General features: G+C 62.4%; 19 protein-coding genes. 13 read left to right on the top strand and 6 right to left on the bottom strand.

All coding sequences use genetic code 11. The features are described from left to right. Window positions 1-13: 13 nt before the first annotated feature. Window positions 14-601 (bottom strand): peptidylprolyl isomerase, encoded by a 588-nt coding sequence (locus EN861_RS17005; RefSeq protein ID WP_135864483.1) that lies wholly within the window; start codon window positions 599-601, stop codon window positions 14-16. 17 nt (window positions 602-618) lie between these two features. Continuing rightward, complete coding sequence (coaD, locus tag EN861_RS17000) at window positions 619-1,119, bottom strand: pantetheine-phosphate adenylyltransferase (RefSeq protein ID WP_127872530.1); 501 nt, start codon at window positions 1,117-1,119, stop codon at window positions 619-621. A gap of 194 nt (window positions 1,120-1,313) precedes the next feature. Between coaD and EN861_RS16995 the strand changes: the two genes are divergently transcribed. Beyond that, complete coding sequence (locus EN861_RS16995) at window positions 1,314-1,466, top strand: hypothetical protein (protein WP_015317717.1); 153 nt, start codon at window positions 1,314-1,316, stop codon at window positions 1,464-1,466. A gap of 59 nt (window positions 1,467-1,525) precedes the next feature. Here EN861_RS16995 and gyrA read toward each other — a convergent pair whose 3' ends face one another. Beyond that, window positions 1,526-4,327, bottom strand: a complete 2,802-nt coding sequence (gyrA, locus tag EN861_RS16990) for a DNA gyrase subunit A (RefSeq protein WP_135864480.1) — start codon at window positions 4,325-4,327, stop codon at window positions 1,526-1,528. Between the two features lie 210 nt (window positions 4,328-4,537). Here gyrA and EN861_RS16985 point away from each other — a divergent pair, with 210 nt between their 5' ends. Both EN861_RS16985 and EN861_RS16980 read left to right on the top strand, forming a co-directional pair. After that, window positions 4,538-6,232 carry a SulP family inorganic anion transporter gene (locus EN861_RS16985; RefSeq protein WP_245512043.1) on the top strand — a complete coding sequence of 565 codons (1,695 nt, stop codon included), beginning with the start codon at window positions 4,538-4,540 and terminating at the stop codon, window positions 6,230-6,232. Beyond that, window positions 6,229-6,849 carry a ParB-like protein gene (locus EN861_RS16980; RefSeq protein WP_135864476.1) on the top strand — a complete coding sequence of 207 codons (621 nt, stop codon included), beginning with the start codon at window positions 6,229-6,231 and terminating at the stop codon, window positions 6,847-6,849. The genes EN861_RS16985 and EN861_RS16980 overlap by 4 nt, the downstream gene beginning before the upstream one ends. 24 nt (window positions 6,850-6,873) lie before the next feature. Here the strand turns inward: EN861_RS16980 and EN861_RS16975 are convergent, their stop codons facing one another. Continuing rightward, entirely contained in the window at window positions 6,874-7,704 is an 831-nt protein-coding gene (locus EN861_RS16975; RefSeq protein ID WP_135864474.1) for an AraC family transcriptional regulator, read from the bottom strand. 85 nt (window positions 7,705-7,789) lie between these two features. Between EN861_RS16975 and EN861_RS16970 the strand changes: the two genes are divergently transcribed. The 3 genes from EN861_RS16970 to EN861_RS16960 all read left to right on the top strand — a co-directional run bounded on the left by EN861_RS16970 (window position 7,790) and on the right by EN861_RS16960 (window position 9,692). Next, entirely contained in the window at window positions 7,790-8,323 is a 534-nt protein-coding gene (locus EN861_RS16970; RefSeq protein WP_135864472.1) for a hypothetical protein, read from the top strand. A gap of 166 nt (window positions 8,324-8,489) precedes the next feature. Next, window positions 8,490-8,939, top strand: a complete 450-nt coding sequence (locus tag EN861_RS16965) for a hypothetical protein (protein WP_135864470.1) — start codon at window positions 8,490-8,492, stop codon at window positions 8,937-8,939. A gap of 123 nt (window positions 8,940-9,062) precedes the next feature. Continuing rightward, a complete protein-coding gene (locus tag EN861_RS16960) occupies window positions 9,063-9,692 on the top strand; it encodes a MarC family protein (protein ID WP_127280359.1) in 630 nt (209 codons plus the stop codon). 17 nt (window positions 9,693-9,709) lie between these two features. On the opposite strand, the gene EN861_RS16955 is transcribed toward EN861_RS16960, so the two are convergent. Continuing rightward, window positions 9,710-10,135 carry an OsmC family protein gene (locus tag EN861_RS16955; RefSeq protein ID WP_135864468.1) on the bottom strand — a complete coding sequence of 142 codons (426 nt, stop codon included), beginning with the start codon at window positions 10,133-10,135 and terminating at the stop codon, window positions 9,710-9,712. 115 nt (window positions 10,136-10,250) lie between these two features. Then, on the bottom strand, window positions 10,251-10,775 hold the full coding sequence (locus EN861_RS16950) for a single-stranded DNA-binding protein (protein ID WP_023773877.1): 525 nt from the start codon (window positions 10,773-10,775) through the stop codon (window positions 10,251-10,253). 226 nt (window positions 10,776-11,001) lie between these two features. On the opposite strand from EN861_RS16950, the gene EN861_RS16945 reads away from it, so the two are divergent. The 7 genes from EN861_RS16945 to EN861_RS16915 all read left to right on the top strand — a co-directional run bounded on the left by EN861_RS16945 (window position 11,002) and on the right by EN861_RS16915 (window position 17,732). Next, a complete protein-coding gene (locus EN861_RS16945; protein ID WP_135864466.1) occupies window positions 11,002-11,316 on the top strand; it encodes a metalloregulator ArsR/SmtB family transcription factor in 315 nt (104 codons plus the stop codon). Continuing rightward, window positions 11,313-11,774 (top strand): SRPBCC domain-containing protein, encoded by a 462-nt coding sequence (locus EN861_RS16940; protein ID WP_135864464.1) that lies wholly within the window; start codon window positions 11,313-11,315, stop codon window positions 11,772-11,774. Before EN861_RS16945 ends, EN861_RS16940 begins: the two co-directional genes overlap by 4 nt. 22 nt (window positions 11,775-11,796) lie before the next feature. Beyond that, a complete protein-coding gene (locus tag EN861_RS16935; protein WP_135864461.1) occupies window positions 11,797-12,402 on the top strand; it encodes an ATP-dependent Clp protease proteolytic subunit in 606 nt (201 codons plus the stop codon). A 113-nt stretch (window positions 12,403-12,515) separates the two neighbouring features. Next, window positions 12,516-12,767: a hypothetical protein gene (locus EN861_RS16930; RefSeq protein WP_245512065.1), complete on the top strand. Its 252-nt coding sequence runs from the start codon at window positions 12,516-12,518 to the stop codon at window positions 12,765-12,767. 702 nt (window positions 12,768-13,469) lie between these two features. Beyond that, window positions 13,470-16,391: an excinuclease ABC subunit UvrA gene (gene uvrA, locus EN861_RS16925; RefSeq protein WP_127872539.1), complete on the top strand. Its 2,922-nt coding sequence runs from the start codon at window positions 13,470-13,472 to the stop codon at window positions 16,389-16,391. Then, window positions 16,391-16,897, top strand: coding sequence for a GNAT family N-acetyltransferase (locus EN861_RS16920; RefSeq protein WP_135864456.1), 507 nt, complete (start codon window positions 16,391-16,393; stop codon window positions 16,895-16,897). The genes uvrA and EN861_RS16920 overlap by 1 nt, the downstream gene beginning before the upstream one ends. 28 nt (window positions 16,898-16,925) lie before the next feature. Then, the gene (locus tag EN861_RS16915) at window positions 16,926-17,732 is read left to right on the top strand and encodes a DUF72 domain-containing protein (protein ID WP_127872541.1); all 807 of its coding nucleotides are present in this window, start codon (window positions 16,926-16,928) and stop codon (window positions 17,730-17,732) included. Window positions 17,733-17,914: the final 182 nt, after the last annotated feature.

Below are 17,914 nucleotides of genomic sequence, written 5' to 3'. Positions count from 1 at the left end.
TTGTAAAATGGAACTATTTGTCGGCGGCAATGCGCACTTTGATCATCCGGTCGGGATCGGCAACCGTGCCATTGTCCGCCTCGTCGCCCTTCTTGATCTTGTCCACCAGCTCCATGCCGCTGACGACATTGCCGACGATGGTATATTGGCCATCGAGCGGCGGTGCCGGTGCGAACATGATGAAGAACTGCGAATTGGCGGAGTTCGGATCCTGCGAGCGGGCCATGCCGACCACGCCACGCTTGTAGCGCTCGGTCTGAGAGAATTCGGCCGGCAGGTCGGGCAGGTCCGAGCCGCCGGTGCCGACGGCCTGGGCGTTAAATCCCTTTTCCATGTTGCCGAACTTGACGTCGCCGGTCTGCGCCATGAAGCCGTCGATGACGCGATGGAAAGCCACATTGTCATAGGCATGATCGCGCACCAGCTTCTTGATCTGCGCGACATGCTTGGGTGCCAGATCGGGGCGCAACGCTATGGTGACGTCGCCCCCCTTCAGCGTGATGATCATGGTGTTTTCCGGGTCTGCAGCATAGGCGGAAACGGACGCGGTCAAGAGACCGGCGAGCACAACAAGGAATGAGGCGAGCCTTTTGAGCTGCATGAGGATTTTCTCCGAGCTTATTTCGCGAATTTTGCGGTGAGCGCACCGGCCACGGCCGCCGGCACGAAGGGGCGGATGTCGCCGCCCATCGAGGCTATCTGGCGCACAAGTGTGGCGGTAATGGTTCGCACCGACGGGCTGGCGGGCAGGAAAACCGTCTGCAACTCCGGCGCCATGGTTTCGTTCATGCCCGCCATCTGCATTTCGTAGTCGAGGTCGGTGCCATCGCGCAGACCGCGGATCATGATCGAGGCGCCTTCCCTTCTGGCGGCATCGATCACCAGCCCATCGAAAGCGACCACTTTGATGCGGGCGCCATCGCGGCCGAATTCGGCTTTCGTGGCGGCTTCAATCAACCGCACCCGCTCGTCGAAGGAGAACAGCGGCTTCTTGCCCGGATGAATGCCAATCGCCGCATAGACAGTGTCGGCAACCGCCAGTGACGCTTTCAGCACATCGAGATGGCCGTTGGTCAGCGGGTCGAAGGAGCCGGCGTAAAGGGCGATGCGTTCGGTCATGCCGGAGCTTCTAGCGAGCCTCTCTCACAAAGGCAAATCCGATCGGCAGGCGGCCCGTGAACCTTTTCCGGCACATGAACGACAGATGAATACGCTGATCACGAAGCCTTCACGCAGCGTTCACTAGGTTGCACCCTTAATAAGATGAAACCAAAGCCCCATATATCCGTTGTAAGGCGCAGGAGAACACGCACATGCTGATCTACATGCTCGCCACCGCAATGACCGTCGCCATGCTGATCGCCACAGTATTCGGGCTGCATCAGGAGGCGCAGCGCATTCGCGTCAAGGCAACCACCAAACGCTTCGAAGGCTTCGGCCTGCGCAAGCCGTATCGTCACTACTAAGCTATTGTCGACTTGCTGCCGCGCCGGCCACAGGCCGGCGTTACTATGCTAACCAACGACTATTCGCTGTTATCCGGACTGCCGTCAGGCGTCGAACCGGGCTCCGCGCCACCCTCGACCTCTTCCGCTTCCTCGTCCGCTTGTGGCTCCGAAATCCGTTCGACCGAAACCACCTTTTCACCTTCAGCCGTGTTGAAGATGGTCACGCCCTTGGTGGCGCGGCTAGCGAAACGGATGCCATTGACGGGCACACGAATGACGGTGCCGCCGTCCGACACCAGCATGATCTGATCGTCATTGCCGACCGGGAAAGTTGCCACCAGACGGCCGATTTCGGCCGTCTTCGACACGTCTGTGGCGCGGATGCCCTTGCCGCCGCGTCCAGTCAGGCGGAAATCATAGGACGAAGAGCGCTTACCGTAACCGTATTCGGTGACCGTCAGCACGTACTGCTCATGCGCCTTGAGGAACTCGTAGCGCTCGTCGGAAAGCTCCGTCTCCTCGCCGACCTCTTCATTGGTCAGCGCGATCTCTTCCTCTTCACCGGCGGCGATGCCCGCGGCAAGCCGCCGTTCGGCCGCGGCACGCTTAAGGTAGGCGGCGCGTTCAGCCGGCGGCGCATCGACATTCTCGATCACCGACATTGAGATGATGCGGTCGGTGTCAGCCATGGTGATGCCGCGCACGCCGACCGAGTTTCGGCTCTGGAAGACGCGCACGTCACCGACCGAGAAGCGGATGCACTGTCCCGAGCTGGCGGTCAAAAGCACGTCGTCATTGTCGGTGCAGGTCTCGACGCCGAGGATCTCGTCGCCCTCCTCCTCCAGCTTCATGGCGATCTTGCCGTTGCGGTTGACCTGGACGAAGTCGGAAAGCTTGTTGCGGCGCACGGTGCCCCGCGTGGTGGCGAACATCACATCGAGTTCGCCCCAGCTCGTCTCGTCCTCGGGCAGCGGCATGATCGTGGTGATGCGCTCGCCCTGCTCCAGCGGGAGCATATTGATCAGTGCCTTGCCGCGTGACTGCGGGTTGCCGATCGGCAGGCGCCAGACCTTTTCCTTGTAGACGATGCCGCGCGAGGAGAAGAACAGCACCGGCGTGTGCGTGTTGGCGACGAACAGCCGGGTGACGAAATCCTCTTCCTTGGTCGACATGCCGGAGCGACCCTTGCCGCCGCGGCGCTGCGCCCGGTAGAGCGAAAGCGGCACGCGCTTGATGTAGCCGGAATGGCTCACCGTCACGACCATGTCCTCGCGCTGGATCAGGTCCTCGTCTTCCATGTCCGCGCCACCGTCGGTGAGCTCGGTGCGGCGTGGCGTGCCGAACTCGTCGCGCACGGCGGCGAGTTCGTCCTTGACGATCTGCTGAATACGCGCGCGAGACGACAGGATGTCGAGGTAGTCCTTGATCTCGTCGCCGATCGTGTTCAACTCATCGGCGATTTCGTCGCGGCCCAGCGCTGTCAGGCGCTGCAGGCGCAGTTCGAGGATGGCGCGCGCCTGTTCCTCGGACAGATTGTAGGTGCCGTCCTCGTTGATGCGATGGCGTGGATCGTCGATCAGCAGGATCAGCGATTCAACGTCGCCCGCGGGCCAGCGCCGCTCCATCAACTGCTCGCGCGCCGACTGCGGATCCGGCGCGGTGCGGATAAGCTTGATCACTTCGTCGATGTTGGCGACGGCGATGGCTAGACCAACCAGCACATGGGCGCGGTCGCGCGCCTTGCGGAGCAGGAACTTAGTCCGCCGGCTGATCACCTCCTCGCGGAAGGTGACGAATGCCGTCAGCATGTCGGTCAGGTTCAGCAGTTCCGGCTTGCCGCCGTTCAGAGCCACCATATTGGCGCCGAAAGACGTCTGCAGCGGCGTGAACCGGTAGAGCTGGTTGAGGACGACGTCGGCAACGGCGTCACGTTTGAGTTCGATGACGACGCGATAACCCTGACGGTCGCTTTCGTCACGAATGTCGGAAATGCCCTCGATGCGCTTGTCGCGCACCAGTTCGGCCATCTTCTCGATCATCGAGGCCTTGTTCACCTGATAGGGAACCTCGGTGATGATGATCGATTCACGGTCATTGCCGCGCTGTTCGATGTTGACCTTGCCGCGCATGACGATTGAGCCACGGCCGGTGGAATAGGCGCTGTAGATGCCGGAGCGGCCAAGCACGATGCCGCCGGTCGGGAAATCAGGGCCCGGAATGATCTCCATCAGCGCCGGCAGGTCGATCGCCGGATTGTCGATGACGGCAATGGCGGCGTTGCAGACCTCACCGAGATTGTGCGGCGGGATGTTGGTCGCCATGCCGACGGCAATGCCGCCCGAGCCGTTGACCAGCAGATTGGGAAAGCGCGCCGGCAGAACCTTCGGCTCGGTGTCCGACGCATCATAAGTGTCCTGGAAATCGACGGTGTCCTTGTCGATATCCTCCAGAAGCTCATGCGCGACCTTGGTCAGGCGCGATTCGGTATAGCGCATCGCCGCCGGCGGATCGCCGTCAATCGAGCCGAAATTGCCTTGCCCGTCGATCAAGGGCACACGCAGCGACCAGTCCTGCGCCATGCGCACCAAGGCGTCATAGATCGAGGCATCGCCATGCGGATGGTATTTACCCATCACGTCGGCGACAGGACGCGCCGACTTCACGTATTTGCGGTTCCAGTGGTAGCCGCTCTCATGCGCCGCGTAGAGAATGCGGCGGTGCACGGGCTTCAGGCCATCGCGCACATCTGGCAACGCACGGCTGACGATCACGCTCATGGCGTAAGAGAGATAGGAACTCTGCATCTCCTCGATGATGGAGATGGGTTCGATGCCGGTGGGGCCGCCGTCGGCGCCGCGCGGTGTCTTTTGGTCGGTCAAATCGGATCACAATCTAATCAGGAATCACTGACCGCTTATATAGGAAGCACGGCCGAAACTCCAATGTTCACGGCACTTTTCCAGTGTCATTTTTAGTGGTAATTTCAAAAGGATACCGCTAATTGCGACGATATGGCCGTTACGCTTTTCGCCGCCACCAAGGCAAAAGCCTGTAATGGACCAACTCCCCAAGCAAAAGCCGCGATCACCATGAATTGGAGCTCATGGCTGCCTTTGCGGGCGCTGCACGGTTGGACGCCCCGGGATTTCAATGGCGATCTGATCGCGGGCGTGACACTGGCCGCGATCGCCATTCCCGAGCAGATGGCGACAGCCAGGCTCGGCGGCTTTGCGCCCGAGGTTGGATTTTTCGCCTTTGTCGCCGGTTCGGTGGCGTTTGCGCTGTTCGGCGCCAATCGCCACCTTTCGTCCGGCGCGGATTCGACCATCACGCCTTTGTTTGCCGGCAGCCTGGCGCTGCTCGCATCATCAGGCTCACCGCATTATCTGGCGCTGGCCGCCACGCTGGCGCTGATGGTCGGGCTGATCGTGATGCTGAGCGGCGTCTTTCGCCTCGGCTGGATTGCCGACCTGCTCTCGGTGCCGGTCACGACTGGCTTTCTGGCAGGCATCGCCGTCCATATCATCGTTTCACAATTGCCTGGACTGCTCGGCCTGCCGGCGGAAAGCGGCGAAACCGTGCAGCGCATCGGCGAAATCGCCAGCAGCCTCCATCTCACCAACCCCTGGAGCCTGACGCTCGGCCTTGGGGTATTCGCAATCGTGTTGTTTTCCGAGCTTATCAGCGCCCGCATCCCCGGCGCGCTGATCGGCATGGTGCTTGCCACGACAGCGGTCGCCATTTTCGGCCTCAAGGATCATGGCGTCGAGGTGCTTGGTGCCTTGCCGAATGGCCTGCCGCGGGCAGGGTTGCCACTGGCCGGTCTCGACGACGTGCAGGCGCTCGTTCCGCTGGCATTGCTGATCGCCATCGTCGTCATGGTGCAGACGGCCGCCACGTCCCGTTCCTTCGCTCCGCAGGGCGACGCGCCCGACGTCAATCGCGATTTCGTTGGTGCCGGCGCCGGCAGCATCGCGTCGAGCCTGTTCGGCGCCTTCGCCGTCAACGCCAGCCCACCACGCACGGCAATCGTCTCCCAGTCGGGCGGCCGCTCGCAACTCTCGAGCCTCATTGCCGCGGCGCTCGTTGTGGCGCTGGGCGCCTTTGGCGGCGGCCTGCTCGCCGATGTTCCGCAGGCCGCCCTCGCCGGGGTCCTGATGTTCGTCGCCCAGCACATTCTGCGCTGGAAGGTTTTCGCCAGTGTCTACCGGCAAGCGCCGGTCGAATTCGCATTGATCCTGATCACCATGGCGGCCATCGTCGTGCTGCCCATCGAGACCGGCGTGGCGGTCGGCATCGGCCTGTCGCTGCTGCACGGAATCTGGAGCGCGACCCAGACGCTGCCGATCGAACTTGAACAGGTCCCGGGAACCTCCGTCTGGTGGCCGCCGGGCAAGCCGAGCGCTGGCGAACAACTCCCCGGCGTGCTGGTCGCGGCGTTCCAGGCGCCATTGTCCTTCGTCAATGCCGACGGTTTCAAACGCGGCTTTTGTGATCTGGTCGACGCCCGCAAGGGCGATGTGAAACTCGTCGTGCTGGAGGCCAGTAACATTGTCGAAATCGACTACACCGCCGCCCAGGCATTGATCGAAACCATCACCCATTGCCGCAATGCGGGCGCAATATTCGCCATTGCTCGGATGGAATCGGTGCGTGCCCAGGCAGCCCTTGCGCGGTTCGGCATCATCGATCTCGTCGGCCCGCAGCGGATCTTCCACAGCGTCGATGCCGCCATCAGGGCTCTGCATTCCGGCCCGCCGGAAAACCAGGAGAGTACACCATGATCGTCCTGAGAGAGCCGCTGGTGACCCCGGTCCCGGTCAAGGAACTGCGGCCAACGCAAATTACGGTCGGGATGCGCGAGGTGGATCTCAAGCGCCAGATGGTCCGCTCGCAGAGCGCCGCGAACACAGGCGCCTTTCTGGGCAAGCACATGATCCCGGTCGTGTTGGGCCCGAAAAACCGCAACTACGTCACCGATCACCATCATCTCGCCCGCGCCCTGATCGAGGAAGGCGTCAAGGATGTGCTCGTGACGGTGATCAGCGACCTGTCGGCACTGGACAAGGACGCGTTCCTTTTCATGCTCGACAACCGCGGCTGGATGCATCCATTCGATGAAAACGGCCAGCGCCGGGCTTATGCCGCCCTGCCGAAGACCATCGGCGAACTGGTCGACGACCCTTACCGGAGCATGGCTGGCGAACTGCGCCGGCTGGGTGGCTACGCCAAGGACACCACGCCGTTCAGCGAATTCCTGTGGGCGGATTTCCTGCGCCGGCGCATCGACAAAGGCGCGGTGGCGAAAAATTTCGACCAGGCGATGAAGGATGCACTCGTGCTGGCCAGGGGCAAGGACGCCGACTATCTGCCCGGCTGGTGCGGGCCGACCATGGACTGATGCCACGGGTGGTGACGCAACTTTTCAGCCGCTGCCCGCGCGCATGGCGCGATAGCGGCCCGGGGTCTCGCCCATGACCCGCCGAAACCGGCGGTTGAAGGTCGACAGATCGTTGAAGCCGGTCTCGAAAGCAATTGCCGAGATGGCATCGTTCGACGTGCGCAATCGCACTGCCGCGCGATGCAACCGGGTCCTGAGCAGGTACTGATAGGGCGTCATGCCGGCGACCTGCCGGAAGGTGCGCAGGAAATGATAGGGGCTGGTCGCGCTCTCATCCGCCAACGCTGGAAGCGAGATCGGTCCGTCGGCACCCAGTTCGATCCGCCGCACCGCCTCGGCAACCCTTTTCTGATCGCGGCGGCTTGGGCCGCACCCGGCATGCGCGGCGCCGGAGATTGTAGCCATGGCGGCACCCGCGATGCGCAAGGCGAGTTCCTCGAAGGCGTCCGCGTCGGCCAGGTCGCGTGCGGCTTCCGCCTCGGCCAGCAACGGCGCCAGGGCCGGTAACGGCGGCAGGCGTGGCGCCGCGAAGGTGAGCGTCCTGGCGCCCGGCACATCAGCCACGATCCGGTCCATATAGGCCGGCCCGAAATGGAAGGAGAGGCAACGGTCGCCGCTGCCATGCTCGTGCCCGCATTCGTAGCAGGTGCCGGAATTGCCGAGCAGGAGACTGCCTGGCGCGAGCATTGCCGTGCCTTGCTGCGCGCGGTAGCGGAACGAGCCGCCGGTGACCGCCGCGACGCAAAAATCCCGATGTGCTTCCTCGAACGGCCGATCGCCGGCGCTGGCCGTGCAGATGACATCCGCCACATGCCAGTCAGGTCCGGATGCAAGGGTATTCGCGGTCGCCGTCATGACCGAAATATAGCAACTTTTCCCAAGCCCAGAACCCTGCCAGCGCCTATTCCTCGCGGTCTCCTGACAAGAAGAGGCCGCAGCCATGGTCGACCAATCCTCATTTGCCGAAGCCTTGCACAGTCCCGGACCGATCGAAGGGCTCGCTGAAAAACTGGCCCTCTACGGCCGCTTCGTCGGTGCCTGGACATTTGACGCCTCTCGGCATCTCGAGGGCGGCACGGTGCTGACCGGCCGCGGCGAGGTGCATTTCGGCTGGGTGCTGGAAGGCCGGGCGATCCAGGATGTCTGGATCCTGCCCGCGCGCGACGCCGGCCCCTCGCCTTCGCTCGGCAAATGGACTTTTTACGGCACGACATTGCGGGTCTATGACCCAAGCGCCGATGCCTGGCACATTTTCTGGAGCGACCCGCGCAACCAGTATTACAGCCGCCAGCTTGGCCGCGCCGAGGGCGACACCATCGTACAAGTGGGCGCCGACGGCACCGGGTCATCGGTGCGCTGGAGCTTTTCGCGGATCACCGAGAATTCCTTCCGCTGGCTCGGCGAGCGCTCGCACGATGGCGCGGACTGGCACCTCGAGGTCGAATTCCTGGCGCGGCGAGTAACTACAAGCTGAAGCAGCACATCATTGTAAGAATGGAGAAAAACATGTTCGATCATGTCTCGATCGGCATCCGCGACGCCCAATGTGCCGGATGCGAAACGGCCTCGTGACAATGGCCATTTCTTCGTTTCTCACTGCTCTCGTATCCGAGGCTCCCCCAGCCGACCGAGCGAAAGACATGGACCTCTATGGATGGTTGATCGGAAGCTGGGAAATGGACACGGTCCACCACTTTGACGACGGCACGATCCAGAAATGGACCGGAGAATGCCATTTCGGCTGGGTACTCGAAGGCCGCGCGATTCAGGACATCTGGATCAGGCCCAGGCGCCCTGCGCGGTCCACCATGTATGGCACGACTTTGCGCATCTTCGATCCTGGGATCGGTGGCTGGCACATCATCTGGAATGATCCGCTCAACCAAGATTACTCGCGCCAGATCGGGCGGGCCGAGGGTAAGGACATTGTCCAGATCGGCGATGACTCGCGCGGTCTGCAAACTCGATGGCGTTTCACCGAGATCACTGCCAACAGCTTCCATTGGATCGGCGAGGAAAGACCTTCCGAGAGCCACCCCTGGCAAATCACCTATGAACATTTAGCCCACCGGACAAAGCGCGTCGCCTGAATCCGTTTCGCCGCGACGCGCCCTACCGCATCGAAGTCTCCGGCCCCTCCGACAGTTCCCATCGACCGGGCTTTGCGCTACCAATATCGGAGTGCGGGCTCGGCCCGGCGGGAGGGGTCAGCGATGCCGAGTTTCGACAGCCTGTTCAATGCCTTCGTCACCATTCTCGTGACCATCGATCCGCCCGGGCTGGCACCGCTGTTCCTCGCCGTGACACGCGGCATGAATCGCGACGAGCGCCAGCAGGTCTCCGTACGCGCCTCGATCATCGGCTTCCTGGTGATGGCGCTGTTCGCGATCGCAGGTGCCTCGATCCTGTCGGTGTTCGGCATCACGCTGCCGGCCTTCCGCGTAGCAGGTGGTTTTCTGCTGTTCTTCATCGCCTTCGAAATGGTGTTCGAGCGCCGCCAGGACCGCAAGGAGAAGATCGGCGACGTCGCCATCACTAAGGACATGATCCACAACATCGCCGCCTTCCCGCTGGCAATCCCGCTGATCGCCGGTCCCGGTGCGATTTCGGCGACTGTGCTGCTCTCCGGCTCGTTTCAGGGCTTTGCCGCACAGGCGGCGCTGGTCGGCATCATCTTCGTCTGCCTCGCCATCACCTATCTGGTGTTCGTGCTGTCGGAGCGCATCGACCGCATCCTCGGCCAGACCGGCCGCTCGATCCTGACCCGCCTGCTCGGCGTTATTCTGGCGGCGCTGGCGGTGCAGTTTGTCGCCGACGGCATCAAGGCGCTGATGGCTAGTTGAACGGTATCCCTGCGGCCCTACTGCGCTGTCGTATCGACGATCTCGAAGTCATGCGTAAGCGTGGCCGTCTTGGCCATCATGGCGGAAGCCGAGCAATATTTGTCGATCGACAGATCGATCGCCCGCTTGACCTTGTCGCGCGACAGCGCGCGGCCCTTGACGATGAAATGCATGTGGATGCGGGTGAACACCTTCGGGTCGGTCTCGGCCCGGTCGGCGTCGAGTTCTACGACACAGTCCTCGATCGCCTCGCGTCCCTTTTCAAGGATGTGGACGACATCATAGGCCGAACAGCCGCCGGTGCCGATCAGCACCAGTTCCATCGGGCTCGGCCCCGGGGTCTTGCCGTCCGGGCTGGACGCGGTTCCCAATACGACCTTGTGGCCGCTGCCGGATTCGCCGACGAAGGTGCGCTCCTCGACCCATTTTACCCGTGCCTTCATCGCCCTGTCCTTTCAGTCCTTTGTTCCCAAATCAACAATGCAAAACCCCGAAAGTCCATGCAGGACCCTCGGGGCATATCAAGCACAAGCATTCGCCGTTTGGTGCGGCTCCCGATCAGAACGGAATTTCGTCGTCCAGTTCGCGCGACGAACCGCCGCCACCGCCGCCCCTGGGAGCATTGCCGCCACCGCGGTTGAACCCTTCATTCGGGCTCGACTGGCCAAAATCCGACCCGCGGCTGCTGCCGCCACCGCTGTAGCCGCCGACCTGGCCGCCCTCACCCTGGCCGCGCGCGTCAAGCATCTGCAGCTCGCCACGGAATTTCTGCAGCACGACTTCGGTCGTGTATTTGTCGGCGCCGGTCTGGTCCTGCCATTTGCGGGTCTGCAACTGGCCCTCGACATAGACCTTCATGCCCTTCTTCAGATATTGCTCCGCCACCTTGGCGATGCCCTCATTGAAGATGACGACGTTATGCCACTCGGTCTTTTCCTTGCGCTCGCCGGAATTCTTGTCGCGCCAGCTTTCCGAGGTGGCGATGCGGATGTTGACGACCGGCTCGCCCGAATTCAGGCGGCGGATTTCAGGGTCCGCGCCGAGATTGCCGACCAGAATGACCTTATTGACGCTACCCGCCATGATATTTCTCCGCGCTCATCCGAAACAAATTTTTGTCGCAGCACCTTACAGGCTACGGACGTCAGCCGCCTGCCAAGGCTGGCTTTTCCCACAAGGTTTTTGTTCCCTTTTCGTTCCTATATGCACCGCCGCTGATTGTCAAGGAATGGCAGCAATGGCCAAGGCCTTCATATGGGTTGCAAAACAGCGCTTGCCAAATCAATAAGTATCGACTTATGCTTTTGCCATGATCGAAGCAGAGATTTTCCGCGCCCTGGCCGACCCGACACGCCGTGCCGTCTTCGAGCGGCTCGCGACAAGCGAGATGAGCGTGTCGGAACTGCGCTGCGGCCTGACTGTGTCGCAGCCGGCCGTGTCCCAGCACTTGGCGGTGCTGCGCGGTGCCGGTCTCGTGGTCGAGCGGCGGGCCGGCCGCAACGCCTATTACCGCGCCGATCCGCAGGGGCTTGCCCCGCTGCTCTCCTGGATTGAACGCTACCGGACGTTCTGGCCGGAGCGCATCGAAAGGCTGAAGACGGTTTTGAAGGACATGGATCAATGAAGAGCCAACGCGAAGTCGCACCGGATGCGATCGAATTCGAATATGACCTAGCCGAGCCGCCGGAAAAGGTGTGGCGGGCGCTGACCGTGCCGGAACTGCTCGCCGCCTGGATGATGCCGAATGATATCAGGCCACAGACCGGCAGCCGCTTTGCCTTCGCCGGGCCCGACGCGGCGATCGAGTGCGAGATCCTCGACGCCGAGCCTGAGCGTCTGCTGCGCTATTCCTGGCGGGAACAGTCGGACGATGCGGCGCGACAGCACCCGCTCGACAGCACCGTCACCTTCACACTCGCCCGCACCGTTTCGGGCGGCACGCATCTGCGCATCGTCCATGACGGCTTTGCTCGCAAGGCGGCCGTTACCATGACGAGCGCCGGCTGCCGGCTTTCCCTGCGCGGAGCCGGAAAGCTCATCGCCGCGAGCAACACGCCGCATCTTCTGCTGCGCGCGGCCTGAACACGGAAATTGGAGAAGAAAAATGAGCGGTGTTGCCAGTCTTGTGCCGATGGTGATCGAGCAATCGAGCCGCGGCGAACGTGCATTTGACATTTTTTCGCGGCTGCTGCGCGAGCGCATCGTCTTCATCAACGGCGAGATCAACGACGGCGTCTCAGCGCTAGTCTGCGCGCAGCTTTTGTCGCTGGAGTCGGACAATCCCGAGAAGGAGATTTCGCTCTACATCAACTCGCCGGGTGGCATGGTGACCAGCGGCTTCGCCATTTACGACACGATGCAATATATCAGTTGCCCGGTGTCGACCGTGTGCATGGGCTTTGCCGCGTCGATGGGATCGTTCCTGCTGATGGCGGGCACGGCCGGGCGCCGGATCGCGCTGCCCAATGCCACCATCCTGCTGCATCAGCCGCTCGGCGGCTTCCAGGGCCAAGCTTCCGACATCCAGCGGCATGCCGAACGCATCGGCCAGACCAAGCGCCACATGACCGAACTCTACGCCCAGCATTGCGGCCGCAGCTATGAAGAGGTCGAACGCACGCTCGACCGCGACCATTTCATGACGGCCCGCGAGGCCCAGGCATGGGGCCTTGTCGACCATGTTTTCGACACCCGCAAAAAGGCGGCGTGACCCGAGAACGAAGATTTGACGATACCGGTCTGGTTCAAGTGGCGGCAGGTCCCTATAACAGGGGGATGACCGACGCACATCGATCAAGACCATTGCACCGTGTCACAGCCACCATGGTGCTCGCCATCGTCGGCCTTTTCTCCTGTGCGGCACTTGCCGACGGCGCCTCGTCGTCGGCTCGGAAAGGCGCCCTGCCCGGCGTGAGCGGCGACTATCGCATCGCCAAGCCAGCCCCGGTGCCCGAACCCGACGACGCATTCCCTAGCAGCGGCAACGGGCAGTTCAAGATCGGCGATACGGATGTCAGGATTTCCGGCAGCATCACGGTCGATGTCGGGGTTGGCGGGATCAAGCCGCCCAGGTAGGGCAAAAGATCGGTCCTGCAAACTCGAGCCCGCCCAAAAGAATAGCCCCGCCGTGCCTGGGGCAAACGGACGGGGCTTTTCTGGATCTCAAATCCATTTTTTGCCGGGAGTGTACTGCCGGCGTTGGATTTCGGATGCTTCGCGGCATTCAGCCGACGATCCGACTAACAGTCTCTAATTTTGGGGGATATGGCAGGTCACGGTTTGTCTGGTGGCGCAAACGCTATACCCTGGCACTTATGCCTGCCTCGGCTCCAACGAGACGTGGAGCCCTGGGGGACTGTCCGGTGGCGTCATGCTCCGCTCCTTTTGTCCGTTGCGACATTGCCATCGCGAAGCGCAAATCGCAAATGCCTGCGGCGTCTCGCAGGCCGCCTTGGGGCGGCGAGGCCATCGAAAGACGGCCGGCTTCGCTGACCTCTGGAGACTGCCCCCGTGAGCCGGTCGCGTCAACCATCAATAGCCGGTTACGGAAAAATGTGATCGCCGGGAGGTTACGTCAGGGTCAGTTTCCGCACAGCTTTGTCAGGAGCGTGTTCGGTCTTTGTTCTTTGCGCTTGCCCCTTCGCGCGAAAGACGGTTAAACGACTTCTGTCGGGAGTTGTGGCGTCTCTCGACGTGGCGGCAAAAAGACCTACATAGGGGATGGCCGGGAAAAACCCGCCAATCCCATGAATTCCAGATCTGAGGCGGCGACCGGCGATGGCCGACCATAAATTCCTTTCCATTCGCGGGGCGCGCGAACACAATCTGAAGAATGTCGATCTCGACCTGCCGCGTGACAGCCTGATCGTCATGACCGGCCTGTCGGGCTCCGGCAAATCATCGCTCGCCTTCGACACCATCTATGCCGAGGGCCAGCGCCGCTATGTCGAGAGCCTCTCGGCCTATGCACGGCAATTCCTCGAAATGATGCAGAAGCCCGACGTCGACCAGATCGACGGCCTTTCGCCGGCCATCTCCATCGAGCAGAAGACCACCTCGAAGAACCCGCGTTCGACGGTCGGCACCGTCACCGAGATCTACGACTATATGCGGCTTCTGTTTGCCCGTGTCGGCGTGCCCTATTCGCCGGCCACCGGCCTGCCGATCGAGAGCCAGACGGTCAGCCAGATGGTCGACCGGGTACTGGCGGTCGAGGAAGGCACGCGCCTGTTCCTGCTGGCGCCCATCGTGCGCGGCCGCAAGGGCGAATACCGCAAGGAACTGCTGGAGTTGCAGAAGAAGGGGTTCCAGCGCGTCAAGGTCGACGGCGTCTTCTATGAAATCGCCGACGTGCCGGCGCTGGACAAGAAATACAAGCACGACATCGACGTCGTCGTCGACCGCATCGTCGTGCGCGGCGACCTTGCCACGCGTCTCGCCGACTCCATCGAGACGGCATTGAAGCTGGCCGAGGGGCTGGCGGTGGCCGAGTTCGCCGACAAGCCGCTCGACGCCAGCCAGACCGGCGAGGATTCGGTCAACAAATCCAAGAACGAGACGCATGAGCGCATCCTGTTCTCGGAAAAATTTGCCTGTCCGGTGTCCGGCTTCACCATTCCGGAGATCGAACCCAGGCTGTTCTCCTTCAACAACCCGTTCGGCGCCTGCCCGACCTGCGACGGTCTCGGCAGCCAGCGCGCCATCGATCCCAACCTCGTCGTGCCCGACGAGAACGTGTCGCTGCGCGACGGCGCCGTCAGCCCGTGGGCGAAGTCGACCTCGCCCTATTACTCGCAGACGCTCGAGGCATTGGGCAAGGCCTACAACTTCAAGCTCGGCGACAAGTTCAAGGATCTTTCCGCCGAGGCCCAGGAGGCGATCCTGCGCGGCACCGGCGAGCGCGAAATCACCTTCCAATATGATGACGGCCTGCGCTCCTACAAGACGACCAAGACCTTCGAAGGCGTCATCCCCAATCTCGAGCGACGCTGGAAGGAAACCGAATCCGCCTGGATGCGCGAGGAGATCGAGCGCTTCATGTCGGCAACGCCCTGCCCGGCCTGCAAGGGCTATCGGCTGAAGCCTGAAGCGCTGGCGGTGAAGATCGGCGGCAAGCATATCGGCGAAGTGACGGAACAGTCGATCCGCAATGCCGATCGCTGGTTTACCGACCTGCCGGCGCAGCTCAACGACAAGCAGAATGAGATCGCTGTCCGCGTCTTGAAGGAAATCCGGGAGCGCCTGCGCTTCCTCAACGATGTCGGTCTCGACTATCTCACTTTGTCGCGCAATTCCGGCACGCTGTCGGGCGGCGAAAGCCAGCGCATCCGGCTGGCCTCGCAGATCGGCTCGGGCCTCACCGGCGTGCTCTACGTTCTGGACGAGCCGTCGATCGGCCTGCACCAGCGCGACAACACGCGTCTGCTCGACACGCTCAAGCATTTGCGCGACATCGGCAACACGGTGATCGTCGTCGAGCATGACGAGGACGCCATCCTGCATGCCGACTATGTCGTCGACATGGGTCCGGCCGCCGGCATCCATGGCGGCGAGATCATCGCCCAGGGCACGCCGCAGCAGGTGATGGCCAACCCCAATTCGATCACCGGCAAATATTTGTCGGGTGCGCTCGAAGTAGCGACGCCCGGCGTGCGTCGCGAGGCGAAGAAGAACCGGCGCCTGAAGGTTGTCGGCGCGCGCGGCAACAATCTGAAGAACGTCACCGCCGAAATCCCGCTCGGCACCTTCACCGCCGTCACCGGCGTGTCGGGCGGCGGCAAGTCGACCTTCCTGATCGAGACGCTGTTCAAGGCGGCCTCGCGCCGCATCATGGGTTCGCGCGAGCATCCGGCCGAACACGACCGCATCGAGGGGCTGGAATTCCTCGACAAGGTCATCGACATCGACCAGTCGCCCATCGGGCGGACGCCGCGTTCGAACCCCGCTACCTATACCGGCGCCTTCACGCCGATCCGCGACTGGTTCGCCGGCCTGCCGGAAGCCAAGGCGCGCGGCTACCAGCCGGGACGTTTCTCGTTCAACGTCAAGGGCGGCCGCTGCGAGGCCTGCCAGGGCGACGGCGTCATCAAGATCGAGATGCACTTCTTGCCCGACGTCTACGTCACCTGCGATGTCTGCCACGGCAAGCGCTACAATAGGGAGACGCTCGACGTCCTGTTCAAGGGCAAGTCGATCGCCGACGTGCTCGACATGACCGTCGAGGAAGGCGTCGATTTCTTCGCCGCCGTGCCTGGCGTGCGCGACAAGCTCGACACGCTGAAGCAGGTCGGCCTCGGCTACATCCATATCGGCCAGCAGGCGACGACGCTGTCGGGCGGCGAGGCGCAACGCATCAAGCTGGCCAAGGAACTGTCGCGCAAGGCGACGGGCAAGACGCTCTACATCCTCGACGAGCCGACCACTGGCCTGCATTTCCACGACGTCGCCAAGCTGTTGGAAGTGCTGCACGAATTGGTCGACCAGGGCAACACGGTGGTGGTCATCGAGCACAATCTCGAAGTGATCAAGACCGCCGACTGGGTGCTCGACCTCGGTCCCGAAGGCGGTGATGGCGGCGGCGAGCTGGTCGCGTCTGGAACGCCGGAAGCAATCGTGCGGGAGAAGCGCAGCTACACCGGCCAGTTCCTCAAGGAGCTTCTGGAACGGCGCCCGGGGGGCAAGCGCGAAGCGGCGGAGTGATGGGTAGGGATGGTCGCATCACGGTCCAGAGCAGCTTTGGCGTGAGGCTTGCCCGCCCAGAAGATCTCGCCGCGATCGTCGCGCTGACTCAAGCGGCCTATGCCCCCTACAACGCGATACTCGACGCGCCACCGATCCCGGTTACCGAGGACTACGCACCGCGCGTCGCCCAGGGCGAGGTCTGGCTGCTGGAGAGGGACGCCACGCTTGCCGGGCTAATCACGCTGGAGCGCCATCCCGACCACGTCATGATCTTCTCCGTCGCGGTCGCCCCCGGCTCCCAAGGCAAGGGATTTGGCATCGCGTTACTCAATCACGCGGATGAACAGGCAAGTCTGTGGGGCCTGCCGGAGGTGCGGCTCTACACCAACGCCAAGATGGAACGGAACATCGCGCTCTATCTCGCCTATGGTTTTCACGAAACGGGTCGCCGACCCAATCCCTATCGGCCAGGGTGGGTACTGGTCGACATGGCCAAACCCGTCGACAGGCCCACCGCGGCTTGATCGCTTTTAGAAATCTGGGAGGACGACGATGAGCAAATCGGGAACAATCCGCGCCGGCATGGGCGGCTGGACCTTCGAGCCTTGGGACACGTCCTTCTATCCGGACAAGTTGTCGAAGGCCAAGCAACTGAACTACGCCAGCCGGCAAGTGCCGAGCATCGAGGTCAACGGCACCTATTATTCGAGCTTCAAGGAGCCGACCTTCGTCAAATGGGCCAACGAGGCGCCAGACGGTTTCGTCTATTCGCTGAAAGGCAACCGCTTCGTCACCAATCGGCGTGTGCTGGGCGAAGCCGGTGAATCGATGATGCGTTTCCTCGGTTCCGGCGTGGCCGCGCTCGGCGACAAGCTCGGCCCGATCCTGTGGCAGTTCGCGCCGACCAAGAAATTCGACCCTGACGATTTCGAGGCGTTTCTGAAACTGCTGCCGGAAAAGCAGGACGGCGTCGCGCTGCGCCACGCGCTCGAAGTGCGCAACGACAGCTTCATCGTGCCGGAGTTCGCCGCACTCGCGCGCAAATACAAGGCGGCGATCGTCTATGCCGACCATGCCAAATATCCTGACATCGCCGATATCACCGGCGATTTCGTCTATGCGCGGTTGCAGACCGGCAGCGACGACAATCCCGACTGCTACACGCCAAAGGGCATCGACGAATGGGCGGCGCGCGCAAAAATCTGGGCGGAAGGCAAGCAGCCGGCCGATCTGCGGCGCGCCGACCCCGCTACCGACGCCCCGGTCCAGCCGCGCGACGTCTTCCTCTACTTCATCACCGAGGGCAAGGTGCGCGCGCCGTTCGGGGCAATGGCGCTGATGAAGCGCGTAAGCGACTGAAAAAGCATCAGTCGGTTTCCAGCACCCACTATAGTGCGTCGCCCATGCGTTTTGGGCGCAGCAAAGCGCCTATTCCTGGGCATCTTCGCCGTGATCGTAACCTTATCGACACTTCCTTGCCGCATGAATACTCCGACGCCAAGCTGCAGAGCTGGAGCCGTCGCCGGCAGGGAAAGAGGGGC

Source organism: Mesorhizobium sp. M8A.F.Ca.ET.218.01.1.1 (genome assembly GCF_004791165.1).
In the GTDB taxonomy this organism is placed as follows: domain Bacteria; phylum Pseudomonadota; class Alphaproteobacteria; order Rhizobiales; family Rhizobiaceae; genus Mesorhizobium.
Note: the sequence above shows the minus strand (reverse complement) of the source record. Positions and strands in the feature narration are given on the sequence as shown.